General features: G+C 60.2%; 23 protein-coding genes and 1 tRNA gene. 2 read left to right on the forward strand and 22 right to left on the reverse strand.

Features of this window, described 5'->3' with window-relative positions:
• Positions 1–6: 6 nt before the first annotated feature.
• From ACTM86_RS04265 to ACTM86_RS04280, 4 genes are all read right to left on the reverse strand, one after another.
• On the reverse strand, positions 7–801 hold the full coding sequence (locus ACTM86_RS04265) for a PTS mannose/fructose/sorbose/N-acetylgalactosamine transporter subunit IIC (protein ID WP_427728922.1): 795 nt from the start codon (positions 799–801) through the stop codon (positions 7–9).
• 36 nt (positions 802–837) lie between these two features.
• On the reverse strand, positions 838–1761 hold the full coding sequence (locus ACTM86_RS04270; RefSeq protein WP_154518543.1) for a PTS mannose/fructose/sorbose transporter subunit IIAB: 924 nt from the start codon (positions 1759–1761) through the stop codon (positions 838–840).
• A 183-nt stretch (positions 1762–1944) separates the two neighbouring features.
• Positions 1945–3027 carry a DMT family transporter gene (locus ACTM86_RS04275; RefSeq protein ID WP_441015578.1) on the reverse strand — a complete coding sequence of 361 codons (1083 nt, stop codon included), beginning with the start codon at positions 3025–3027 and terminating at the stop codon, positions 1945–1947.
• 283 nt (positions 3028–3310) lie between these two features.
• A complete protein-coding gene (locus ACTM86_RS04280) occupies positions 3311–4303 on the reverse strand; it encodes an SIS domain-containing protein (RefSeq protein WP_117648180.1) in 993 nt (330 codons plus the stop codon).
• A gap of 206 nt (positions 4304–4509) precedes the next feature.
• On the opposite strand from ACTM86_RS04280, the gene ACTM86_RS04285 reads away from it, so the two are divergent.
• Complete coding sequence (locus ACTM86_RS04285) at positions 4510–5232, forward strand: GntR family transcriptional regulator (protein WP_154518535.1); 723 nt, start codon at positions 4510–4512, stop codon at positions 5230–5232.
• A gap of 21 nt (positions 5233–5253) precedes the next feature.
• Here ACTM86_RS04285 and ACTM86_RS04290 read toward each other — a convergent pair whose 3' ends face one another.
• The 10 genes from ACTM86_RS04290 to ACTM86_RS04335 form a co-directional block, all read right to left on the reverse strand.
• Entirely contained in the window at positions 5254–5844 is a 591-nt protein-coding gene (locus tag ACTM86_RS04290; protein ID WP_441015576.1) for an N-acetyltransferase family protein, read from the reverse strand.
• A gap of 78 nt (positions 5845–5922) precedes the next feature.
• A complete protein-coding gene (locus ACTM86_RS04295; protein WP_441015574.1) occupies positions 5923–6948 on the reverse strand; it encodes a threonine aldolase family protein in 1026 nt (341 codons plus the stop codon).
• Between the two features lie 45 nt (positions 6949–6993).
• Positions 6994–7857, reverse strand: a complete 864-nt coding sequence (locus ACTM86_RS04300) for a phosphatase PAP2 family protein (RefSeq protein ID WP_441015572.1) — start codon at positions 7855–7857, stop codon at positions 6994–6996.
• Positions 7858–7913: 56 nt separating this feature from the next.
• Complete coding sequence (gene mfd / locus ACTM86_RS04305; protein ID WP_441015570.1) at positions 7914–11546, reverse strand: transcription-repair coupling factor; 3633 nt, start codon at positions 11544–11546, stop codon at positions 7914–7916.
• 120 nt (positions 11547–11666) lie between these two features.
• Positions 11667–12332 carry an endonuclease III gene (nth, locus tag ACTM86_RS04310; protein ID WP_427719497.1) on the reverse strand — a complete coding sequence of 222 codons (666 nt, stop codon included), beginning with the start codon at positions 12330–12332 and terminating at the stop codon, positions 11667–11669.
• Between the two features lie 63 nt (positions 12333–12395).
• Positions 12396–14198 carry an ABC transporter ATP-binding protein gene (locus ACTM86_RS04315; protein WP_441015568.1) on the reverse strand — a complete coding sequence of 601 codons (1803 nt, stop codon included), beginning with the start codon at positions 14196–14198 and terminating at the stop codon, positions 12396–12398.
• A 127-nt stretch (positions 14199–14325) separates the two neighbouring features.
• Complete coding sequence (locus tag ACTM86_RS04320; RefSeq protein WP_441015566.1) at positions 14326–15681, reverse strand: DNA recombination protein RmuC; 1356 nt, start codon at positions 15679–15681, stop codon at positions 14326–14328.
• A 51-nt stretch (positions 15682–15732) separates the two neighbouring features.
• Positions 15733–16296, reverse strand: coding sequence for a hypothetical protein (locus ACTM86_RS04325; protein WP_441015564.1), 564 nt, complete (start codon positions 16294–16296; stop codon positions 15733–15735).
• Positions 16293–16823 carry a DUF6036 family nucleotidyltransferase gene (locus tag ACTM86_RS04330; protein WP_441015562.1) on the reverse strand — a complete coding sequence of 177 codons (531 nt, stop codon included), beginning with the start codon at positions 16821–16823 and terminating at the stop codon, positions 16293–16295. Before ACTM86_RS04330 ends, ACTM86_RS04325 begins: the two co-directional genes overlap by 4 nt.
• Before the next feature lie 123 nt (positions 16824–16946).
• Entirely contained in the window at positions 16947–17369 is a 423-nt protein-coding gene (locus ACTM86_RS04335) for a hypothetical protein (RefSeq protein ID WP_441015560.1), read from the reverse strand.
• 26 nt (positions 17370–17395) lie between these two features.
• Here ACTM86_RS04335 and ACTM86_RS04340 point away from each other — a divergent pair, with 26 nt between their 5' ends.
• Complete coding sequence (locus ACTM86_RS04340) at positions 17396–17581, forward strand: hypothetical protein (protein WP_441015558.1); 186 nt, start codon at positions 17396–17398, stop codon at positions 17579–17581.
• Between the two features lie 239 nt (positions 17582–17820).
• Here the strand turns inward: ACTM86_RS04340 and rbr are convergent, their stop codons facing one another.
• The 8 genes from rbr to ACTM86_RS04380 form a co-directional block, all read right to left on the reverse strand.
• Positions 17821–18360 carry a rubrerythrin gene (gene rbr / locus ACTM86_RS04345; RefSeq protein WP_154518486.1) on the reverse strand — a complete coding sequence of 180 codons (540 nt, stop codon included), beginning with the start codon at positions 18358–18360 and terminating at the stop codon, positions 17821–17823.
• Positions 18361–18473: 113 nt separating this feature from the next.
• Positions 18474–19379, reverse strand: coding sequence for an adenine glycosylase (locus ACTM86_RS04350; protein ID WP_441015556.1), 906 nt, complete (start codon positions 19377–19379; stop codon positions 18474–18476).
• A gap of 21 nt (positions 19380–19400) precedes the next feature.
• Positions 19401–19886 carry an RrF2 family transcriptional regulator gene (locus tag ACTM86_RS04355; protein ID WP_154518481.1) on the reverse strand — a complete coding sequence of 162 codons (486 nt, stop codon included), beginning with the start codon at positions 19884–19886 and terminating at the stop codon, positions 19401–19403.
• Between the two features lie 340 nt (positions 19887–20226).
• Positions 20227–20304, reverse strand: a tRNA-Asp gene (locus tag ACTM86_RS04360).
• Positions 20305–20716: 412 nt separating this feature from the next.
• Entirely contained in the window at positions 20717–21184 is a 468-nt protein-coding gene (locus ACTM86_RS04365) for a YfcE family phosphodiesterase (RefSeq protein WP_441015554.1), read from the reverse strand.
• Between the two features lie 94 nt (positions 21185–21278).
• The gene (locus ACTM86_RS04370; RefSeq protein WP_154518646.1) at positions 21279–21995 is read right to left on the reverse strand and encodes a LytR/AlgR family response regulator transcription factor; all 717 of its coding nucleotides are present in this window, start codon (positions 21993–21995) and stop codon (positions 21279–21281) included.
• Between the two features lie 72 nt (positions 21996–22067).
• Positions 22068–23411, reverse strand: a complete 1344-nt coding sequence (locus ACTM86_RS04375) for a histidine kinase (RefSeq protein WP_441015552.1) — start codon at positions 23409–23411, stop codon at positions 22068–22070.
• Complete coding sequence (locus tag ACTM86_RS04380; protein WP_427794495.1) at positions 23408–24595, reverse strand: glycosyltransferase; 1188 nt, start codon at positions 24593–24595, stop codon at positions 23408–23410. Before ACTM86_RS04380 ends, ACTM86_RS04375 begins: the two co-directional genes overlap by 4 nt.
• Between the last annotated feature and the right edge of the window lie 140 nt (positions 24596–24735).

The raw sequence follows: 24735 nt of genomic DNA on the forward strand, positions 1-24735 counted from the left end.
TCCTCCTTAGTCTTCGTCGTCTTCGAGCGGATCGTAGTCGGAATCGACACCGGCGGCTACATGGGAACCGTTGAACTTGAAGCCCATGAAGACGACAGCCAGGCACACACCGATCAGAGCGACCGCGATGACGGACAGGTTGAGGTAAGCGGCGAGCAGGAAGCCGATGAACAGGAACGGAGTCATACCCTTCTTGATCATCATGGTGAGCAGCAGGGCCAAGCCGTAGGCGGTCATGATCTTGGTCGAAACGTTAAGACCAGTGGACAGCCACTCGGGAACCATGTTGACGATGGCCTGAACCAGGTCGGTGCCAACAAAGACGGCGAGGAAGATCGGCAGGAAGTACATGACGGCGTACAGACCAGTGCCGACGCAGATGTGCATACGGTAGGCAGTCTTGAACTTTCCGTTATCGATCGCGCTATCTGCCACATGGGTGAGGGCGGCGATGATGGAACGGAACACGATGCCGAGGAGCTGACCCAGGACGGCGACCGGGATGGCGATCGTCATGGCAGTCTCGGCGGAAGCATCGGTCAGGCACGCAAAGGCAGCGGCCACGATGCCGCCCAGGACCATATCGGGCGGAACGGCAGCACCGACCTGCACCAGGCCCATGGACACGAGCTCGACGGCGGCACCGACGGCAAGGCCGGTGGGCACATCGCCCAGCAGCAGACCGACGAGCGTAGCGCCAACGAGGGGCTGCTCGAAGTTAAGACGACCGAGCAGGCGGGAGTCCCACATGCAGAACACGCCGACGAGGCCGACGAGCACCGCACTGATGAACGTATTCATACCCTTCTCCTTTCAGTCAGGCAAAAGCCTGGTTGACTACAGCTTGGCGTCGATGTCGACGCTCTGATACGTGGGGGTCTGCTGGACATAGAGCTTGATGCCCATGTCGAGCAGCTGGTTGATGTCGGCCTTCTGCGTGGCGTCGAAGAAGACGGAGCTGTCCTTGCCGCCGACCTGATCGGCACCGTCGTGGTTGGCGGTGGCGCCCAGGTTGATGGCGTCGAGCTTGTAGCCCTGGCAGAATTGCAGCATCTCGGCAGTGTTGCCAAAGACGAACATGACGCGCTCGCCAAGGGTGTTGAGCTTGTCCATCTTGGCGAGGGCGCGCTCGACGGTGAAGACGTTCAGGCGCACGCCCTGGGGCTTGGCCAGCTTAAGAGCGCCCTTCTTGATGTCATCGTTGGCGGCAGCGTTGTCGACGACGATGATGCGCTCGGCCTGAACCTTGGTGGTCCAGGTAAAGACGACCTGGCCGTGCAGCAGACGGTAGTCAAGACGTGCGAGGACGATCTTGGCGGGACCGGAGCTGTGACGGGACGCCTTGGCCTTCTTGGCGGGAGCCGCGACGGCCTCGACCGGTGCGTTGGGGTTGGTCAGACCAGTGCGGGCCTCGTTGATGAGGGCCGCGAGCTCGGTGCCCTTGACGGGGGCGGGGCTCATAGCGAGCGTGAGCGCCAGCGGGATGTTGAAACCGCTGACAACCGTGAACTTCGTGCCGTTCTTGGAAAGCTCGACCATGCTGTTGTTGACCGAGCTGCCGAGCATATCGGTCAGCACATAGACGGTGTCGTCCGCGTTGAACGTGGCGATCATGGCGTCCACCTTATTGGTGATGGGCTCCTTGTCGTCACGAGCAAGCGACACGACGTGGACGTTCGACACGTCGCCGAGAACCATCTCGAGCGTGTCTTTGGCGCCTGCGGCCAGGCCGCCATGAGATGCGAGAATGATCTGATTCATCTTGCCTCCTCCTTCTCGTTATGGTCATTATAACGTCTTATACGCTACTTATATTGATAATTAGTATAAAGACCGTTCGCGGTTAAAAATCGACCGTTTACGGGTTTAACGTACTCGAAACGTTGGGGCTGGATAAGCGGACACTGGCTGGATAACCCCAGGTCGGATGCCGCACGCAATTCCCTATCGCACGAAGTACCAGGGACTTTCCTGTACGGTGGGCTCCAGCGCGATGCCGGTGCGTTCCTTAAACAGATCCATGTCCTGCGATTTCTCCGTCCACCACGCGTTGGGCTTAAAGGTCATGCTCTCAATGACATGGCCGACAAACACACTGTTGCGCAGCTTGGAAAAGTCGGTATTCATGATCAGGATGGACGCGAGCACCAGCACGATGCCCAGGACCTTGATCGCGCCGGCGGGCTCGGCGTAGACACCAATGCCCAGCAGTACGGTGACAACTGTCTCGAATGACATTACGACGGGAACTTTCGACGTCTCGAGCCCCATGGACAGACCCTGCATATATAAGATGTAAGCCACGGCTGTGGGGATGAGTCCAAAGCCAAGGAACAGCAGCAGCAGCTGTGGCGACATTGCCGCGGCGACATCCGGCCACGGAGCCGCGATAGCTGCCATAACCGCACCGCCAAAAACAAAGCCCCAAAACGTGACAGCCAGCGGGTGGACCGTCTTGGTTGCTATTCGGCTAAACACCGCGAGCGACGCACCACAAAGGCCTGCAATCACACCCGACGTGACGCCCCAAACCGAAAAATGAAAACCGGAAAGGTCGCCATTGGTCACTGAAAGCACGCAGCCAACGATGTTAAAGACAATGGCAACGAGCTTGTTAGGGGTCACGTCCTCGCGATAAAGCATGCGGCCGAGCATGACGCCAAACACCGGCGAGGTGTAGAGCAGCACCGAGGCCGTGGACATGCCCACCTCGCCCATGCACTCGTAATAGCAGGTGTTGGCGGCGGCCAAACCGACGATACCGACAAGCGCGCAGGGAACAAGCTCTTTAGGGCTTGCCTTGAACAGGGCCAGCGGACCCTGAGCCACGGTAGACCCCTCACCCGGGCGGCAGCCCATAAACATCAGGACCGGCGCCAAGATAAGCGCTCCGACCAACAAGCGAAAGGCAGCCATACTCTGGGACAAAACGCCCATGGCCGAGATGCCGTTTACAAAGATTCCGATGCTGCCCCACATAAGCGCGGCGATCAGCACCAGCACATAGCCCAGATTGCTTTTCTTCAACGCAGCCTCCTCGGTATTGTTTCCAATATGTTTCATACTACGTTATAGTCGTTATATACATTTTTCAAGCCACAAATCGCCGAACGGAAAATGATCCGCTGGGGACGGAGGAAAACGGATCACTGAGGGGCTGGTCTGAGTCAGTGATCCGTTTTCCTCCGTCCCCAGCGGATCATTTGGCTGTTGCGGTGAAATAGTTCCTAAATAGAGGCTTCAAGCCCCCAAACAGGAACTATTCCACCGCAACTTATGAGGACATCGAGCTGTTAGGCCGCTCTATCCCCTAGTAGTCCAGCTTCCACATGTAGCGGCGCGTCATATAGTCCTTGTGGGTGACGGCAGAGAGCGCGCGCATGTAGACGTTGTTGAGGATCGGCGCGAAGATCAGGTGGTTGAAGTACTCGCTCACGCTGTCCTTGATGTCGTTGAGGCCGAGCTCCTTGGCGTCGAGCTGATAGACGCGCTCGCCACCGTACTGGTTGACGAAGCGGATGCCGCGCTCGTCGTTGCAGCGGCTGCGGCCGACGCTGATGAGCTGGAACAGCGAGGTACGCTTGTCCAGGATCTCGAAGGGGCCATGGAAGAAATCGCAGGTGTTGATGGTGCAGGAGTCGATTTGCAGCATCTCCTGCACGTTGCAGATGCTAAAGACGTAGGCGGCACCAAAGAGCGGACCCTGAGCCATCACGTTGATGCAGGGCTTGTCGGCGTTCTGCTCGGCCCACTTGGCGGCAAGCGGACGGGTGTACTCGACGGCCTTGCGATAGATGGGGTCGACCAAGTCGAAGGCGGCCATAGCGGTCTCGTACTCGGCATAGCCCTCGGTCTGCTGCGTGAGCTCCATGGCGATCATGGTCACGACGGCGGAGTTGGTGCGGCCCATGCAGGACTCGTCGACGGCCAGGCTGTCGTACTGAATCTTGTAGTCGCAGACCTCGGTGAGGGCGGACTCGTCAACATAGATGGCGATGGTGCTGGCACCGTGGTCCTTGGCGACCTGGGCGGCGACGATAGTCTCCTTGGTGCCGCGCATGGACACGACGACGGCCAAGGTGTTCTCGTTGACGTAGGCGGGCGTGGCGTGCACGAACTCGTTGCTGGTGTAGCTGGAGCTCACGACCTGCGTGGCCTCGTGCTCCATAAAGTACTGGGCAGGATAGTTACCGCCGTTGGATCCGCCGGCGCCAATCCACACGACGCGCTTGATGCCGCCCTTGTCTGCCTTGTCGGCCAAAACCTGGGAGACGACATCTTTAACCTGTTCCTGAGTAGTCATCGTGCATCAGCCTTTCTTCTCGTTTGATGCTCATCACAGGCATACAAGTTACATACATGTTTTGGTTATGTCGACTAGTTGTATGCTATATTTGTCTTAGAAATTTTGCTGGTAAGGTTTTCGGTAGCTCGATACCAGCGGTTTTATTGTTGTGTTGAATACATGCTTGCTTAGGTAAGCATACAGGTTAGATATAGGTTGGCAATATGGGCGTCACATCTAAAAAGAAACTGACCCAATACGAGCGCTTGGCGGGCACGCTGCGCGATCGCATCGCTGCCGGCACGTATGCGCGCGGAGACAAGCTGCCGTCCGAGATGGAACTCATGGACGAATCGGGGCTGTCACGCAGCACCGTACGCCACGCCCTTAAGGTGCTCGTTGATGAGGGCCTGGTGCGCACCGAGCGCGGGCGTGGCGCCTTTGTGGCCGACACGCCCGCGCTCCACGAGAACAACCTGGTGTTTTCGAGCTATACCAAGCAGGTCGAAGGCCAGGGCATGAAGCCCACCACGCGCACCGTGGACTCGGGCTTTGCCAAGGCGGCCGGCAGCATAGCTAAGTTCTTTGACGCCGCCGTGGGCAGCAAGCTCGTCAAACTTGTCCGCCTGCGCTACCTGGACGACGCACCGCTGTGCCTGGAGACCACCTACCTGCCGCCAAGCTTCGAGACGCTCATCGATCGCGATATCAACGGTTCGCTCTACGCCACGCTGCGACAGGAGTTCCATCGCGCACCGGCACAGGGGCATAAGACCTTTGAGGTGTGCTACGCCTCGCAAAACGAGGCGTTTTTGCTCAACGTTGAGCGCGGACAGGCGCTGATCCTGATCACCGACTACGTCTACGACACCGACGGCCGACCGCTCCATGTCTCCAAGCGCATCCAACGCACCGACCGCGCCAAATACATCGAACCCATCGGCTAACCTGCCAAAATAAACCTGTCCCTAAATGGTAGGTTTGGGAAGGTCGGGGAACCAGGTTGGTTTGGGTTGGTTGGGCGTGCGCTCGGCTAGGACCAACTCCATCCAACACATGTCGTACCAGCGACCGAACTTTTGGGCGCAGCGATCGAAGGTGCCCACCAGGCGATATCCCATATGGGCATGGAAATCCTGGCTGTTGTGCGTCAGGTACTCGTCGTCCTTGTCGTGCGGCACGGCGATGAGCGCGCACATGTTGGTGATGCCCATCGCAATCAGGCATTGCTTGAGCGCATCGTGCAGCTTGCGGCCCAGCCCGCCGTGGCGCACATCGCGCGCCAGGTAGATCGACGTCTCGACCGACCAGTCGTATGCCTCGCGGCTGTTGAGCGGGCTCACATAGGCATAGCCTACCGGACGCCCGTCCAGCTCCATCACCAAATACGGGTAGCGCTTGAGCGTACGCTCGATACGCCCGGCGAACTCCTCAACGCTCGGAACCTCGTATTCGCAGGTAATCGCCGTATGGCGCACATACGGCTCATAGATGGCAAGCAACGCCGGCGCATCGTCGGGCGTCGCCAGGCGAATCGTCGGCTCGGACATTTCGGTCATACAACCCTTCCCCCTCAAAAACAAAGGCTGCCCTGCGCCAAGCTCAGGCGCAGGGCAGCCCCTTGTCATTACATCAGGCTACAGGACAGCCGCCAACGCGTCGATGTCCTCCTGCGTCGTGGCCCAGCTGGTGCAAAAGCGCACCACCGTGTGGGTCTCGTCGTACTTTTCCCAGTACTCAATCGAGGCATGCTCGCGAATGCGGGCCATGTCCTCGTTGGGCAGGATCACAAACTGCTGGTTGGTCGGCGTCTCCAAAAAGAACTGGTAGCCGCGCTCGTGCAGCACGCGACGCAGCGCCTGAGCGGTCTCGATCGCCTGGCGACCAATCTCAAAATACAGGCCATCGGTAAAAAGAGCCTCAAACTGCACGCCCGTCAGGCGGCCTTTGGCAAGCAGCGCGCCATGCTGCTTAATACGCGGAATGGGATGCGCCGGGGCGTGCATACCGCAGAACACCACAGCCTCTCCGCAGAGCGCGCCGCACTTGGTACCGCCGATGTAGAACACGTCGCACAGCTGCGCCAGCTCGGGCAGGGTAATGTCGCACTCATCGGCCGCCAGCGCATAGGCCAGGCGGGCGCCATCCACAAACAGCGGAATCTCGCGCTTCTGGCACACTGCGTGAATCGCCGCGAGCTCGGCCTTGGAGTACAGCGTGCCGTACTCGGTCGATAGGCTCACGTACACGGCACCCGGGAACACCGTGTGCTCGTAGCTCTCGTTTTCGTAGAACACCTGGATATAGTTCTCAAGGTCCTCGGCGTGCATCTTGCCCTCGTAGCCGGGGATGGTGAGCACCTTGTGGCCGCCAAACTCGATGGCGCCCGCCTCGTGGCAGGCGACGTGGCCGGTCTCGGCAGCAACGACGCCCTCGTACGGCGCGAGCAGCATGTCGATCACCGTCGCGTTGGCCTGCGTGCCGCCCACCAGAAAAAACACGTCGGCATCGGGGGCCTGACAGGCCTCGCGGATAAGCTGCTTGGCACGCTCGGTATGTGCATCGGTACCGTATCCGGGCTGCAGCTCCATATTGGTGTCGACGAGCGCCTGCAGCACCGCCGGGTGTGCGCCGTGGGAATAATCGTTGTTAAACGCGAGCATGGCAATCCTCTCTTACCGGGTATCGGCCAGATGATTCAAACGGAGCTATTGTACGCCGCTGGGATAGGCAATGCGCGCGGCAAGGCACTCAAGTGCCAGCACCAGAGCAAAACCGCAGCTCACATCACTCAAAAAGTGCGCTCCGATCACGATGCGGCCAAACGCGACGAACGCCACAACCACAGCCGCCGTCCAAAAGACCACACGACGGCGCGACGGCTTTTCCTTAAAGGCCGCTGCGGGAAGCCCGGCGAGCATAAGGCCGATCGCCGCGTGCGCCGCGTGTCCGCTCGCAAACGACTTAAAGCCGTCCTTGACTACACCGGCGGCAATATAGGCCCGCTTGTCGGGGTTGCCGATCACCCACCACGGCTGAAACTCGAGCCCCGGCGTCACCTCGACCACGCGCATGCGCGGGCGCGACCACAGCGGCTTGACGATCACGTTGAGGATGATGGCCTGAGCGACCCACACGGCAAGCACCATGAGCGCCCAGCGTGTGAGCTCGTCGGGCTCGGTCGTGCGCGTGAGGCGATAGACGATAAGGTTGGCGACGATGACCAGCACAAACGTCAGCACCAACTGAGCCACGATGAGTTTGCCGCCAACCCTCAGGGACGAAACGATCTCGTAGCCGGTCAGGCCAACATTGACGAGGATGCCGAGCACGGCGAGCCATTTGCTCCCCCTGGAGTCGGGACGCACCGCGCGCACGAGCATAACGCCCGCGACGCTCGCCGTCAGCTCAAACGGCAGCTCGCCGGTCGCCTCGATAAAGCGGCCGTACATACTGCCGATGTTGAACAGCGCGCTCGAGATCTGATAATCGAAGAAACTGCCCACGCCCAGGCAGAGGGCAAGGATAGCCGCGATAGCAGCGGCATCTTTCTTATAGATGTACCCGAACATGCTTTCCTTTCGATGGAACCAGATTGCCCAAATGGGGCGTTTACGGCGTCGACCCGTTAGTCATCGTCGGACGTGCCCAGCTGCTGCAGCAGCATGAGTGCCGCGGCCACGGGGCCGGTGCCGTCGTTGGCGTCGAGACCGCGACCCAGGCCGCTGCCCGCGCCGGCGCCCGCCTTGTAGGGCACCGACAGTTTGCGGCTCTTGGGGAAGTTTACCGCGCCATAGCGGGTCTTAAGCTCATAGGCCACCTTCTTGGGAACGTCGACGCCCAAAAACGTGATGCGACCGCCACTGAGCGTAACGCTCTCGAGCCCCAGGCGCTCGCCGCGAATGCGGATTCGCGCGCGATTGAACAGGTTGAGTCCCGCCAACGGCAGCTCGCCATGCGCGGCCTCGGTCTCTTCCTGCACCTCGTCGATGCTCTCCAGGTCCCCGGCCGCCGCAAGCTTACGGTATACGAGCACGCGCTGATCCACCGCCGGCAGGTACTCCTCGGACAAGAAGTAGTCGGCCGGCAGGTTGATGCCCACGCTCGCCGCCTCCACACCGGCATCGTCGTCGCCGCGCGCCTCGGCCACGGCCTGGCCCAGCATCTGCGTAAACAGGTCAAAGCCCACGCTCGACAGGTTGCCGTGCTGCTCGGCGCCCATGAGCGAGCCGGCGCCGCGGATCTCCAGGTCGCGCATGGCGATTCGCATGCCGCTGCCCAGGTCCTGGAACTCGGAGAGTGCGGTCAGGCGCGCCGTAGCCTCCTCGGTGAGCGGCAGCTCGCCCGGGAACATAAAGTACGCGTAGGCTTGCGTGGCAGAACGGCCCACGCGGCCCTTGAGCTGGTAGAGCTGTGCCAGGCCCAAGCGCTGCGAATCCTCGATGATCAGCGTGTTGGCGGTCGCGTTGTCGATGCCGCTCTCCACGATGGTCGTGGCGATGAGCACGTCGATCTTTTTGGTCGCGAACTCGATCATCACGTCCTCGACCTCGCGCGGGCTCATCTTGCCGTGCGCCACGCCCACGCGCGCCTCGGGCGCGGCCTCGTGCACGCGTGCCACGGCGTCGTCGATGGTCTTGACGCGGTTGGACACGTAGTACACCTGGCCGCCGCGGCCCACCTCCAGGCGAATCGCCGCGCTCACCACGTCGGGGTCGTACTCCCCCACGTGCACGATCACGGGGCGGCGCCCGGTCGGTGGCGTGGTGATCAGGCTCATGTCGCGCACGCCGCTCGTGGCCATCTGCATGGTTCGAGGAATAGGCGTTGCCGAAAGCGTGAGCACGTCAATCTGCTCGCGCAGGTTTTTGAGCTGCTCCTTGTGCTGTACGCCAAAGCGCTGCTCCTCGTCGATGATCACCAAACCCAGGTTCTTGGGGTTCACATCGGCCGAAAGCAAACGATGCGTGCCGATGAGCACGTCGATCGTGCCCTCGGCAAACGCCTTGAGCGCGCGCTTCTGCTGCGCCGGCGTGCGAAAGCGGCTGAGCACCTCGACCTCGAGGCCAAACGGGGCAAAGCGCTCAAAGAAGGTCTCGTAGTGCTGTTGGGCCAGAATGGTCGTGGGGCAGAGCACCATGACCTGACGGCCGGAGTCCACGCACTTAAACGCCGCGCGCAGGGCAACCTCGGTCTTGCCAAAGCCCACGTCGCCGCACAGCAGGCGGTCCATGGGCTTGGGCGCCTCCATGTCGGCCTTAATATCGGCGATAGCCTCCAGCTGGTCGCGCGTCTCGTCGTAAGGAAAGCTCTCCTCCATCTCGATCTGCTCGGGCGTGTCGGGCGGGCAGGCGATACCGGTAATCGACGAGCGGCGCGTATACAGATCGACCAGGTCAAACGCCAGCTTTTTGGCGTTCTTGCGCGCCTTGTTGGTGGCACGCGTCCAGTCGGCGGTGTTGAGCCTAGTCAAGCGCGGCTTGTCGCCGTCGGGACCAACATAGCGCGTGATGCGGTCGACCTGCTCGAGCGGCACGTAGAGCTTGTCGCCGTCGGCATATTCCAGCAAAAAGTAGTCGCGCTCCTTGCCGCCCACTTCCTGGCGCGCGATCTCGCTAAAGAGCGCGATGCCGTGGGTAGCGTGCACCACGTAGTCGCCCGGCTTAAACGGAAACGTAATCTGCGTAATGTCCACCTTGCGACGGCTGCGCACGCGGTTGGCGTCCATGCGGGCATTGAGATCGGCGATCGAGAACACGGCTAGGTTGGCATCGGGCACCACCACGCCCTGCGGCAGGGCAGCATCCACAAAGGTCACGCGTCCGCGCGAGATGGTGGGTACGGCAGCACCGGTGGCAGCCTGGGCGGCGCCCGCCTCGAGCGGGCGGGCGTTGAGTGCGTCGACGCGGCGCTCGCGGATCGAGGCATGGGCCTCCTGGCGGACAGCACGGTCGGCAGAATCTGCCGCTGCCACGCGTACGCGCTCGCCAATAACGCCGGCGTTTTCGGGGGCGGTCGTCAGCGACTCCTCAAAGGTAATGCCCTCGTCGCCAAAGGTGAGCTCCATCGACTCGCGCGCTCCGCGGTCGGGAATGGCAAACACGCAGGCATAGCGCTTGCCCACGACTTCCTGAACGCGCGTCATAAAGCGGTTGTCCGAGCCTGCGATAGCCGGCTGCTCAATCTTGAGCTCTGCCGTAACCGCACCGCCGGCGCGGATCAGGCTCACGTAGTTCAGGCGCTGCTGAGCACCAAAGTCGAGCTGCTGGGCGCGCACGTACAGGCCGTCCAAGCGGTCAATCCCCGCCTCGCCGGCGCGCGCCTCGATATCCTCGTAGGCACGCAGGCAGTCGTCGAACAGCGAGCGCGGCTCGGACAGAACCACAAGCGCCTTGCCGCTCACGTGCGCCAACGGGCTCACGGTCTGGCCGTACATCACCGGCAAAAAGCGGTCGAGCTCGGGTGTGACGATACGCGCATCAACCATCTCGAGCAGTGCCGCCAGCTTGCTGTCGCTCTGGCTTGCGCGATAGAGCGCCACGTGCATGTTGTGAACGGCTTCGTCGGTAAGCGCCAGCTCGCGGCACGGGAAGATCTCGATGCTGTCCTCGTTGCCGATGGTTTGGCCCGTAGAGCTCACCATACGGCGAATGCGATCAATTTCGTCGCCAAAGAACTCAATGCGCACGGGCGCTTTCTCTTGTGCGGGAAATACCTCGACGGTGTCGCCGTGCACGCGGAACAGGCCGGGTGCGTCGGCGGCGCCGGCATTGGTGTAGCCCATGCCCACCAGGCGCTGCGGCACTTCGTCAAAAGGAATCTCCTCGCCCACCGCAAAGGTCGTGGACTCCCAGTAGCGGCTCTCGACTGGCGGCACGCAACGCAGCAATGCACGGGCCGAGGCAACCATGATGCAGTTGTCCCCGCGCACGATACGCCCCAGAGCCTCGCAGCGCTGCGCCACCACGGCATCGTCGGGCGCCTGCTCGCGCCACGGATAGTCCTTGCGCTCGGGAAAGCGGCACACGTGCGCCAGGCCCACGTAGGCGGCAAGGCTGCGCGCGGCGCGATCGGCCGCGTCCTCGCCGCTCACAATGTAGACCGTAGGGCGCGGGCGGCGCGCAAACTGAGCAGCCGCCATAAGCGTGCGGCCCGACTGCGACACGGCCAGCGTCACATCCTCGCCGGCGTCGAGCCCGGCCTCGACGGTCTGCAAGGCCTCGGCAGTGTAGAGCTGCGCGGCTATACGGTGAATGAGCATGCTGTTCCTCCGGCATCGCAACGCCAAAAGCCCGCCGGGGCAAGCTCGGCGGGTCTTACGTCAAAAGTATTGATTATCATGGTAGCGCATGAGGTGAACACGCCAGCGCACGCCAAACAGCTACCCCAAAACGCGCATGCTCGGGCAAAGATCTGCCAGCGGGCACTCGTCGCACTTGGGTTTGCGGGCATCGCAGATCTCGCGGCCAAAGGTGATCCACTGGTGGTTGACCGATTCCCAATACTCGTGCGGCAAGATCTTGAGCAGATCTTGCTCGGTCTTGAGCGGCTCCTTGGCATGCGTCTTGGGACTCAGCATCAGGCGGTGCGCGATGCGGTTGACGTGCGTATCGACCGCGATGCCCTCGACAATGCCAAACCCAACGTTGAGCACGATGTTCGCCGTCTTGCGCCCAACGCCCGGCAGCTTGACAAGCTCCTTCATGTCGGCCGGTACCTCGCCGCCGTAATCGGCGACAATCATCTGTGCGGCCTCCACGGCGTGCTTGGCTTTGCTCTTATAGAAGCCGAGTGACTTAATGGTATCTGCCACATCGGCAACGCTCGCCCCCGCCATGGCCTCGGGCGTGGGCCACTGGGCAAACAGCTTCGGCGTCACCTTGTTGACCTGCGCGTCGGTCGTCTGCGCCGAGAGCAACACCGCTATGAGCAGCCTATAGGGATTCTCGTGGTCCAAAAAACACTCAACCGGGCCATAGCGACGGTTAAGGCGCTCGCACACCTCAACGGCGCGCTCGCGTTTGGCGGCATTGGTCTCGCGTGGCATAACGACTCCTCGGATTGGCGGCATAACTTACCTATGGGCACGATTGTCCCACGTATGGGGTCTTTACGCCTCCAAAAATGCGCCGGTCTGGCGGCCCCACAAGCTTGCGTACTCGCCGCCTGCCTCGACAAGCTGCGCATGCGTACCGTCCTCGACAATCTCGCCGTCCGCCAGCACCACGATGCGGTCGAGCGCCGCCACGGTGGACAGGCGATGTGCCACCACAATGGAGGTGCGGCCGCGCATCAGGTTCTCAAGCGCCTCCTGCACCAGCGCCTCGGACTCGCTATCCAGGGCAGAGGTCGCCTCGTCGAGCACCAGAATCGGCGCGTCGGTGAGGATGGCACGGGCGATGGCCACGCGCTGGCGCTGACCGCCCGAAAGCTTAACGCCGCGCTCGCCCACCATGGTGTCAAAGCCCAGGGGCAGGCGGTCGATAAACTCCAGGGCATTGGCCAAGCGGGCCGCCTCGCGGATCTGTTCGTCGGTGGCGTCGGGGCGGCCGTAGGCGATGTTCTCGCGAATGGAGCGGTGAAACAGCAGCGCTTCCTGCGGCACGTAGGCAACCTGGCGACGCAGGCTCTGCTGCGTGCAGCGCGAGACATCCTGACCGTCCACGAGTACGCGACCGCCCTGTACGTCGTCCAGGCGCAACAACAGCTTGGTGAGCGTCGTCTTGCCCGAGCCCGATTTGCCCACCAGGCCCACGCGCTGACCCGCCGCCACATGGAGTGTCAGGTCGTCGAACACGCTCTCGCCCGCCGCGGCGTCACGGTATGCAAAGCTCAGGTGCTCAAAATCAATCGCGCCCTCGCCCACCTTGAGCTCGGGAGCGTTCTCGTCGTCTGCCACCAGACGCGGCTCGTCCAGCACGCGCGTCATCTCGGCCGCATCGCCGAGCGCGCGATTGATGCGCTGCATCATGGAGCTTACGTAGTTCAGACGCATGGTGAGGTTGTACGTATAGGTAAAGATCATGACAAGCGAGCCGGCCGAGATGCCAAACCACGCGTTGCCGCCCGCCACAAACACACTCACCACGGCCATGGTGATGACGATAAGGCCCGAGGTCGTAAAGTTGCGCTGCATCATGGCGTGCATCGAAACCGTCTCGGCGTCGCGCGCGGCGCGGTCGGCAGCATCGAACAGGTCGCGCTCAAAGTCTTCGCGCCCACAGGTCTTGACGGCCAGGATGTTCGTGACCGCGTCGGACAACACGCCCGACAGTTTGTTCTGCGCGGCGGACGTCGCGGCCGAAAGCGGCATGATGCGCTTATACATAAGCCAGACAAACGCAATGTAGACGACCATAATGCCCACCAGGATCACGGTAAACGTCGGTACCACCGGAGCGAGCGCCGCCACCGTGCAGACAACCGAGGTGACAGTGGGGATGAGCGAATACACCGTCACGTCCACCAACCCCGTGTAGCCGCTCATAAAACGGCTCGTCTGGCTCACAAGCGATCCGCCAAAACGGCTGGTGTGGAATGTCATGGATTGATTGGAGAGCGTGTCGAAGCACAGGCGCGCCAAGTGATAGTTACCCGCAATCTCGAGCTTGTAGACGGTGTAGTCCTGCAGCTTGGAGAGGATTTGGCCCACTAGGTTAACGAGCACGAGCGCCAGAATGTAGGGGCCAAAGACCTCAAACACCCGGTCGCCCGCCACGGGGCCGGCCTGGACGCGGTCGACGATAAGCGCCATCACGTAGGTGTTGGCAAACGTGAGCAAAAAGATGTAGCCCGCCGACGAGAGCACCGAGAGAAAGACGATCAGCGGCTGCGTGCGCGTGACGTCCCAAAAACGCTGTAGCGTGCGGCGCACGGTTGAGCGTTTGAGCGGACTGGTGCTTCTCTGTGACATGGGCTTCCTTTCACATCTGGCGGGGCTAAACGTCATTGTTGCATACTAAAGCGCACTTCAGGCAAGCACGATGCGAAAAGCAGCGGGGTGCCCGCGTTTGCGCCGGCGCCCCACCGTCTTGTTGTAATTATTCCTCGTCTTCTTGGTCTGTGGGAAGGCCCGCGGGCATGAGTCCCAAGATCTCATCAGCTTGGTCGGCGTCTTCCAGCGCGTCGATGTCCTTGAGCTTGCGCTCCATGACGTTGGTGCGCGTGGTGATGATGCCCTCGACCGTCTTTCCCGCGGTCTCGATTTGCTGCTGGGCGCGGCGCAGCGCCGCCTGATAGCGCGGCAGCTCGGCCTTGACGGCAGAAAGCACGCGCAGCACGTCATCGGTGCGTTTTTGCAGCCTAAACGTCTGGTAGCTCATCTGTAGACTGTTAAGGATAGCCGCCATGGTGCTGGGACCGGCAACGTTGACGTGATAGTCGCGGCCCAGGGTCTCGATAAGTCCCGGACGACTGACAACCTCGGCGTACAGCCCCTCAAACGGCACGAACATAATGCCAAAGTTGGTCGTTGCCGGCACACTCAGGTACTTTTCGCAGATGTCCTTGGCCTCGCGCTTGACCATGGCATCGAGCGTCTTACGCGCAGCGGCGACGGCCTCAGCGTCACCCGACTCCTGGGCGTCGAGCAGATGCTCATATGCGTCACCCGGGAATTTGGAGTCGATCGGCAGCAGCACGGGATCGTCCTCGTCTACTGGCAGCTTGACGGCAAACTCAACGCGCTCCGAGGCGCCGGGCTTGGTGGCGACGTTTTCCAGATACTGGTCGGGCGTGAGGATGTCCGCCAGGATTGCACCCAGCTGCACCTCGCCCAAAATGCCACGCGCCTTTACGTTGCCCAGCACGCGCTTAAGGTCGCCCACGCCGGTGGCGATGGACTGCATGTCGCCCAGGCCCTTGTACACGGCCTCGAGCTGGTCGCTCACCTGCTTAAACGATGCCGACAGGCGATCGTTGAGCGTGCGGGAGAGCTTCTCGTCCACCGTCGCGCGCATCTGATCGAGTTGCACGTTGTTGTCTTTGCGGATAGCACCCAGCTGGGCATCGACCGTCTCGCGCACCTTGTCCAGGCGGTGCTCGATGCCCTCGCGGTTGGCACCGAGTTGTTGGGCCGTCTCGCGGCGCAGGTCATCCATCCGGTCACCAGCTTGCGAAAACTCGCGTGCGATGTTCAGGTAACGTTGCTGCTCCACGGCCGCATCTGTCGTCTGCTGCTGCGCGATGGCATTGGCCGTGCGGCGGGTTTCTGCCAGCGCGACGTTCAGGGCATCGAGCGCGTTGTTGGCCTGCTCGAGTGCCGCCAGCGCCTCCGCACCGCCATCGCTGCGCTCTCGCAGCTCGGCGCGAAGGCCCTTGAGCTGCAGGGCGCAAGCCACAGCCACTCCTACCGCTACCAAGGCGATCACGACCAGCACAATATCAACAGCAGACATAGACTCCGCCCAACAAACCCAATCGATCATCAATCAAAACCGCGATCAATCTTACCCCGCCACACGCACCGGGCGCCCGGCCCCTTCTTGGGCGCCCCTCTCCTCCGCATATTCCATAATGCGGCGCGCCGTCTCCCTGCTCACCTTTGAGTCATCGCCGGCTAAGTATGCGTACACGTTTCCCTTATTCAGATTCAAATCGCGGCAGAGACCGTAGCGCGTTACGCCCGATTCCCCTAGCGCTCCCAACGTTCTTTTTCGCATCAGAGCGTTGATCCTTCTGTCCGCCACTGGCTTTTCCTTCACCGCTCTATACGCACGCCAAACGTTGGCATAACGATTAGGGAGTTTGTCCTCGGTGCATAGAGATGCCAGGCTACCCGCTTGGGCGTACAAGGACAAAACGCCTCGGTAACCCTCTTCCATCCACGAACCCTCGGATAAGCCCAGAACGTATTCGGCTTTACCCTGCGCCAAAGCGAGCAAAAACAGGGGCTCCGCCACGCGCGGCGCAACCGTCGTCGCCTGCTTAACCAGTTTTCTAAAACTAAGCGACTGCTGTCCGGATAGCTCTCGGCAATAGCCTTTTAAGAATCCCTCAAAGGTCAGATTCAACCGAGCACCTCCTTTTTGTATTGCCTGTATGCGCAGACCATCTCTTGATAACTCCGCTCCGAAGGCGACGACGCCAGCGCCTCGCCCTCGTCGAATATAAGCCGTTCGAGCAGCCCCCAATCAAGTCGGTCGACGAATGCCTGGCTATGAAGATCGACGATGTCGTTCGGACGGTAAGCATAGAGCTTCATTACCGCTAGGTCTTCCAAGGATGGCGTAAAGTACCTGATAAAACGCGCCCCAATATCCAAGGGAATCAAACGATCTTCGTAATTGAATGGCATCTGATTACAATATGCCACCGCCATACCATTCACCTCGGGATATCGAGCTATGATCTCGCGGAGGCACCTGTCTGCCTCAAACACATCAATGTCATGTGTAACCGACCGATTCGTCACATCGTTAAGCATGAAGGCGCTCCCTCCCACCAATACAACGCTCGGTCTATCGTCTCTTGGACCTATTTCCAGCTCCGCCTCTTCGTCAATACCCAAAAGAGTCTGCTCTAAATCCTGCTTATGCATAGCAAATCCTATTATTAATCATCATCAATAATACTATTCAGTCGCACGACAGGATCCACAGGATGCAAGAATTCTACTCGTGGCGACAATCCCTGCACCCTAGAAGTCCTAATGTGACAAACGCTAACTCTCCCAGCCGGCGCGGATGGTTGTTACGACATCGCCCAGGCGCTGGCCGAGAGCTGTCAAATGTTGGAGCACTTCACTGGGCGAGGCGCCGTTGAGAATGCACGTGAGGGCATATGAGGCCAAGAAGATTGCCGCGAGTCCCAACGGGATCAGCACGATCATCGCCAGCGTACGCAGGCGCTGGGCCCAGCGACGGCGACGCGCACGACGCTTGTCGAACGCAAGCTCCTGCGCATATGAATCTTGCTGTACGGAATAGGCTCCTGGGTCCACCTCACCCGCAGGCGATACCGCGGGCGCGGCGTTTTGCGCAGGAGGCTGGACGGCTGCCCCTTGCATTTGCATCTCCATAAGCCGCTGCTGTTGGCGCAGCATGCGCTCGGCTTGTTGCTGCGGGGTCTCAAGAAACAGATCCATGTTGGCCTCCTCAATAGGAGTATTCGATGCTTGCGCCCAGCATCCCGCACCATCGCGGCCGCGGCAACGAAATCCGCGGCAATAGCCGCAAAGATTCTTTTGTCAGAAAACTGTCGAAAAGTTCAACAACTCCCCTACCAGCACTTTCTTTGAGCTTTTTTCGCCAGCAATCTTTTGCCCTCTCGCCCTTGCGCCAACCGACCAAAACCTAACCAAAAGCTTGACGGAAATTGTGAAGACAGGGACCCCACACAAAAACGTGCCGCCCCAAAAGGGGCGGCACGCAAACTTCTAATCAGCTTTTCTGTAGCGAGCACGCAACGACCCAACGCCGGGGCGCGGGGAGGGAGGCCGGATTGCCTTCCCTCAACGCGACCCTGCGAAGCCGTGAGCGGGGAGGGAAGGCAATCCGGCCTCCCGCCCCGCGCTCCGCAGCAGCCAGCGCCAAGCGCTAGTAGTTCACCACCTGCTCCTCAAAGTACGCCTTGGGATGGTTGCAAACCGGGCACACCTCGGGCGCCTTGGCACCAACATGCAGGTGCCCGCAGTTCAGGCACTTCCACACCTTTACGCCCTCGCGCTCAAACACCTCGCCCGATTCAATGCGCTCGACGAGCTTGTTATAGCGCTCCTCGTGAGCCTTCTCGACAGCGCCAACGCCACGGAACTTCGCGGCAATCTCGGCAAAACCCTCCTCTTCGGCGGTCTTGGCGAACTCGTCATACATCGTGGTCCACTCGTAGTTCTCGCCCGCGGCGGCATCGCGCAGGTTGTCCAGCGTATCCGGAACAGCACCGTCGTGCAGGTACTTAAACCACAGCTTGGCATGCTCGGACTCGTTGCCCGCCGTCTCGGCAAAGATATTCGAAATCTGAACGTAGCCGTCCTTTTTGGCCTTGGATGCATAGTAACGATACTTGGTGTGCGCCTGGGACTCACCGGCAAAAGCGGTCTCGAGGTTCTTCTTGGTTTGAGAATTCTCAAAATCCATAGGTGTACTTCCCTTCAATACGCGCCGCCCACAGACTTTGAGCGGCATTGTCTTTAGGATACCCTCATGCCGAGAATCTAAACCTTACTATCCTGTTCTGCAAATTCGCGTCATCACACACTCAGCCAGCGCTCGCCTTCGGCACGACAAAAGCCTTCGCGCTCCAGGTCGGCAAGAATGCCCGCAATAAAATCGCAACCAACCGGTTCGCGACCCGCTGCGGCCTCCATCTTGTTAACGTCTGCAACAGCTTCAACAAGCGTTATGCCCGCCGGCTGTCCGTCGCGAGCTGCAAGCAGCATGCGCACGATATGGGCACGCTTTTGCCGACGCGAGCCCTCAAACTTGGACTGGCGGCTGTAGCCCGCCGAGCGCCTAGACGGATTGGGCAGCGTCTTTTTAAGATACGCGCCGTAATCCAGCAGCGCGTAATACCACGCGCGCGGCGTATCGGTATCGTCGAGCGGCACGGCAAAGGGAGCGACCTCATCCGCCGCCGCACCGGGCGCCGCCGGGCAGGCCGCCTGGATCAACGGCACCAACTCGCGATCGGGAACAGACGGAACGTCAGGAAAAAAGTGATGCAGAAAGACCGTGCGCACATTGGTCTCCAGGTACACTCCCGGAAGATCAAACGCAAACGACCGAATGCCCTGCGCCGTTGCGGGCCCAATACCGGGCAGCGCGACCAGGTCGCGTGTATCACGCGGAAACTCCCCATCCCAGTCCTCCACGAGTCGCTGCGCGGCCTTATGGAGCGCCAACGCACGGCGGTTGTAGCCCATGCCCTGCCAAGCGTCCAAAACATCAGAAGGAGCGGCCTGGGCGAGAGAATGCACGGTCGGAAAGCGGTCGAGCCATGCCGGCATGCGCGTCTCTACGCGTGGAACCTGCGTCTGCTGCAGCATGACCTCGGAAAGCCAGATGATGTACGGGTCGCGTGTGCGGCGCCACGGAAGGTCGCGATAACGCAGAACCCCTTCCGAACGAATCATCGAACGAAAGGGGTCCTGAATCATAGCTATACTCCTTATGCGGCGCTACTCCTCCCGGCAAGCACACGCGCAAACGGCATACTCGGGAAAGGCGTCGCGGTCGGCGAACTTGGGATCGACGGCGGGGAACTGGCGGCGAGCGACGACATCGTCCAGCGAAACGGAATCGAGGTAGTCACGCATCAGCGCCTGGGCCCCAGCCCACAGGGGATGATAGCAGCACGTGCCCCTGCGCGCACAGTCGCCATCGAGTGCCGTGCAATCATTCATAACCATAGGGCCTTGAACGGCCTCGACGACCTGACGGATAGTGACCTCGCTCGGGTTGACCTTAAGACGCATACCGCCGTGGACGCCACGCAGGCTCTCCACAATACCGGCCTGAACCAAACCGTGTTGGATCGAACGGGCAAACGAATACGGAACATTGACCTCTTCGGCAGCAGTGCGAACAGAAAGCAACCGCTCCGGCTCCTCGGCAAGCATCGCAAGCATGCGGAGGGCATAATCAGTCTTCCTCGATATGTCCATGTTTCCCCTTTCAAGGAATACGAACAGCTCGAACGGGCTCCGGGGCCGAGCTTACGTCGAGACGCTAAATAACCGCCGGGACAACCAAATAGTGAATTAGATGTCCGCTGAAGGTCGAATCCAAAGCAAATTGCATCAGATTAGGCCTGCAGTGGAATTTAGTATAACCTAACCCCCTGTTTCATTGAACGAGTGTTGCGCAACAAACCCCCCTTGTTTAAACCGATATACTTAATTCTTTTCCGCATCTCGGAAGCAAGGAGCTGAATGAAAGGGACGGCCGAGCGGTTGTCCTATTAAACGCAAAAAGCCACGTCCGAAGACGTGGCTTTAATTGCGTTGGCGGGAAGTACGGGGCTCGAACCCGCGACCTCCGACGTGACAGGCCGGCGCTCTAACCAAACTGAGCTAACTCCCCAGGCAGTCGTTCGCGTTTGTTTCCGCTCGCGTGCGCTGCGGGGATTAGTATACACAGAAGTCTGTTCGCCGCGCAACAACTTTTTTGAAAATATTTTTTGGGTCCCTCCGGGAGGGTCTCCGGGGCCGGCTGGCGCGGGTTAAGTTTGCTGCTCTACAGTCCTGCGCAAGACGGAAAGCACATTAAGTGCTTTCCTTTGCGTGCGGAACTCGCGACAAACGTAACCCGCGCCAGCCGGCCCCGGAGACCCTCCCTGCCGTCACTATGTTCAACCAGTTTTGCGGGCGTGCGCCGCTGCGCGGCTAGCCCGCGTGCTCCTCGGCGGGGTTGGTCTGATTGTTCTTGTTGAAGCTCGGCCTTTGGCTCAAATGGAAACGGGGGATGCATTGTGCATCCCCCGTTTTTGTTGCGGTTAATCTAAGTCAATAAATTTGGTGCTGAGAATCTTGCCGTCTTTGACGAGCATTCTGGCCATGGTGGGGCCCCGGGTACCCCTGGGGTAGCTGGCGCTGCCTGGGTTGAGGACCAAGCAGCGGCCCACCTGGGCCTCTTTGGTTACGTGAGTGTGACCGTTGATGGCTACGTCCACGGATCCCACCGGGAGGTCTTCGCGGTAGTGGGCTACGGCGAATTTGAGTCCTTCGTAGGTGAAGAGGGCCAATCGATCCACGTCGGGCCCGTAATCACGGTAGTAGTCGTTATTGCCCAGAACCGCTCGCACAGGGGCAATGGTTCGCAGATGTTCGTAGTCCATCTCCGACGTAAGATCGCCGGCATGGATAATCAGGTCCGCGCCGCTCAACTCATCTAAAAGCGCGGGCGACAGATAACCGTGGGTGTCCGAGATGATGTCGATGCGCTTGGCGCTTGCACTGTTCATGGGATCCCTTCCGCAAAACGATTTGGTGTATTCATACAAAAAGCCCCGCGGCTCCGCAGACGATTTTGGTCTACAGGGCTGCGGGGCCGGTGTACTAGAGGCTCAGGGCCTTCTTGAGCGGTACGACGCGACGGCGCGAAACCGGTACGCGTTCGTCGACGCCCGTAATGCCCAGCTGGATAGCGCCCGAGGGAACCGTCTCGACGTCGGTAACACACGCCAAGTTAACGATATAGCGGCGGTGAACGCGGAAGAAGCCAAAATCACAGAGCTTGGCCTCGAACTGTGCCAGCGAGGTCGTCGACAAAAAACGGTCATCGACGGTATAGATACAGGAGTAATCGTCCTTGGCCATAATGAAGCGAATGTCGTCCACGGGGATGAGCACCTTGCGGCCGCCCTTCTCCACCGGGATGCGCTCGATGGTCACCTTGCTGTCCGCAACGGGCTTCGTGCGCTGCATGACCTTCTCGATTGCACGATCCAGGCGGGCTTCCTCTACCGGCTTCATCAGATAGTCGACGGCATCCACATCAAACGCCTCAACCGCATGATCGCTGTACGCGGTCACAAACACGATCGCCGGCGGATTCTTAAGCTTATGCAGCGCCTCGGCAAGTTGCAGACCCGAAGCGCCAGGCATCGAAATATCGAGGAACACGACATCAACGCGACTCTCCATAAGCATCTCGATGGCGGAGCGAACGCTCGACGCTTCTGTGATCGTGCCGATCTTGCCCGTCTGCTCGAGCAAGAAGCGAAGTTCCGAACGGGCCGGGGCCTCATCATCCACAATCATCGCACGCAGCATGGGGATAAAACCTTTCGTCAACTAACTACGTCGGGCATACGCCAACCGGCGTTAAGCCCGTGACCAATTATTCTACTCTTGAATGTCGAAGATGCTCTCCGACAAATCGAGATGTAGGAGCACTTTAGCGCCCTTACCCGGCGCCGATTCGACGCGCGTATAGGAGTGCGGCCCATAAAAGCGATGAATGCGCTCCGAAATATTGTGCATGGCAACGCCGGCGCCGCCACCCTGCGGGGAGCTGGCGTCGGGACGGGCAGAGCGCTCGTCAAACAGTCTGGCAGCGATGCCCTCGTCCATGCCCACACCGTCATCGGCCACCGAAATCAAAATCGCATCGTCACCATCCCTGCGCACCGTCACGTCAATCTTCAGCGCACTGGCATCACCCATGCCGTGACGCACGGCGTTCTCGACAATCGGTTGGATCACAAATGCCGGAACCAGCGTGTCCTCGACGTCCTCGGACACGTCAAAGGTCGCCAGCACGCGATCCTCGCCAAAGCGCGCCTTCTCAAACGTCAGGTAGCGCTTGGTCTGTGCGACCTCGCGCGACACGGGAATGAGCGAGCCCGAATTGTCGAGCGTTGCGCGATAGAACGAGGAGAACTCGCGCAGCAGCTCGCGGGCGCGCAGCGGGTCGGTACGCGTAAACGATGCGATGGTGTTGAGCGTGTTGAACAGGAAGTGCGGGTTAATCTGCGCCTGCAGGGCACGCACCTCGGCACGGGCCGTGAGCTCCTTTTGCACCTCGAGCTCGTGAATGGCGAGCTGCGTGGACAGGATTTCGGCAAAACCCGAGGCGAGCGCATACTGGGTACGGTCAACGGCACGCGGGGTCTTGTAATAGAACTTGAGCGTGCCGACGGTGCGGTCGCCCACCTTGATGGGTGCGATGATGCCAGCGGGGACCTGGTTGTGTGAGCCATCCGAACCCACCACGTCCACCACACGGTTGAACGACTGGACGATACCGTGTTCGATGACGTAGCGCGTGACGAGCGTATGAATGGGAGAATTGGGCAGCAGCTTTTCCTCAAACTCGCCCGCGCAGGCCAGTACGTTGCTCTCGTCGGTAACGGCAACTGTCATGGCGCGTGTCTCGGGCAAAATGCGCTGGCACACCAGACGTGCTGACTCCTGCGTCAGACCGCCTTTAATGTCCTCGAGCATGGCCGAGGCCACCGAGAGCGTCTCCTCGGTGTACTGCGAGCGAACCGAATCGGGATTGAGCGTCAAAAAGAAAAAGATACACAGGAAGATGCATAGCAGCGTACAGGCGACCACGGTCGCGATTGGATCGATTCCAGTCGCCAGGGCAAAAACAAAGTACACCAGCACACAAATGGCGCAGGATACGGCAATGATGCGAAAGATTGACATTGAACTATCGCGCTGGGCGCGGCGGTCGATCATTCAGTCCCCTCCAGGATGCTGGTCAGCTGGGCGTCACGCCAGAGCCCATCCATAATCTTGGGCCAGAAGCTCTGGAAACGCAGGTAGCTTGCGGCGTTTTGGCGTGCGTAGGTCCTGGCCTCGTCAATACCGTGGCGCCAAATGCGTAGGTATCCCTCGTGCTCGCGGGTAAAAATGCTGCGGACCATGGCAGTCTTACGCACGCGATCGTCAAGCTCGCGCGAAATCCACGGGCCCGGATAGGGCATGAGAGACGCGGCTGTAACGGGAATGAGCTCTTTCTGATGCGCGGCAAACGTTAGCTTGGCACGTTCGTAGTACCAACGGTACACGTCCTGCATAAAGCGCGGCGAGCGTTTCTCGGACTCGGGCGGCAGATGGCGCACGGTCCACTCGTTATCAAACCATACGTCGTAGCCAAATATGCGCATATTAAAGAGGTAGTCCAGGTCCTCGCCACGAGTGATAAACGGGTCAAATGCCACGCGGGTAAAGGCGCGGGCATGGAGGGCCATAAGGCCGCCGCACACATAGTTTGAACGCGAAATACGGGTGCCCGAGAGCGCCTTTTTCATCCAGCGATTGAACTCAATACGCTTGGTCCACCAACGGTGGCAGATGCCCACCTTGTCCGTGGGGGCCAGCGGCGATCCGTCTCGATCGTAAAAGTAGCCGCTCTTAACCAAGATTGGCAGGCCCTGACGCGTCTGCTGCCCCAACGCGTAAGTCGCGCGTTTCATAAAGTCGGCATCGATGACAGTCTCGTCGTCATCCAAAAAGATGACGGCATCGTGACCCAGCACGGCGGCACAGGCAAGTCCCATATTGCGGATGGCGCCATAGCCGCGCAGGCTCACGCATTCCCCCGAACCCTTGGGCGCAATCTGCGCTACGCGGTCGGCGATACGCGATGCCTGGGTATTGGTGACTACGGTAACTTTGAGCGTAGGGTGCGCGTCGACGATTTCGCGTACACGCTTCGACACATCCGCCGTGGCCGAGATGGGACAGACCACCAAAAGGATGATTCGCGGAATATCGCGTACCTGCTCGAGCGAAGCAAGACAGCGATCGAGCTCGGGATTGGCGGCGTTGAGCTTCGTCGAGTGGTCATAGACACCGGGAGCGTTTGCATGGGCATCATCGCCCGCCCAATATGTTGGAATCACAACTGTGGCGTTCATGCCTTCCCTCCCTGCAACACAAAAACGAGGCGCCGCCAAACACAGGCGACGCCCCGCGACCTAGCTGATTCCATCATACCCACTTGGGCAAATCATTGCTCGCAAGTCGCAATGTTTATTGCGGATAACCCCAAAAGAGT

This window comes from Collinsella sp. HCP3S3_E11 (assembly GCF_052067375.1).
Lineage (GTDB): Bacteria > Actinomycetota > Coriobacteriia > Coriobacteriales > Coriobacteriaceae > Collinsella.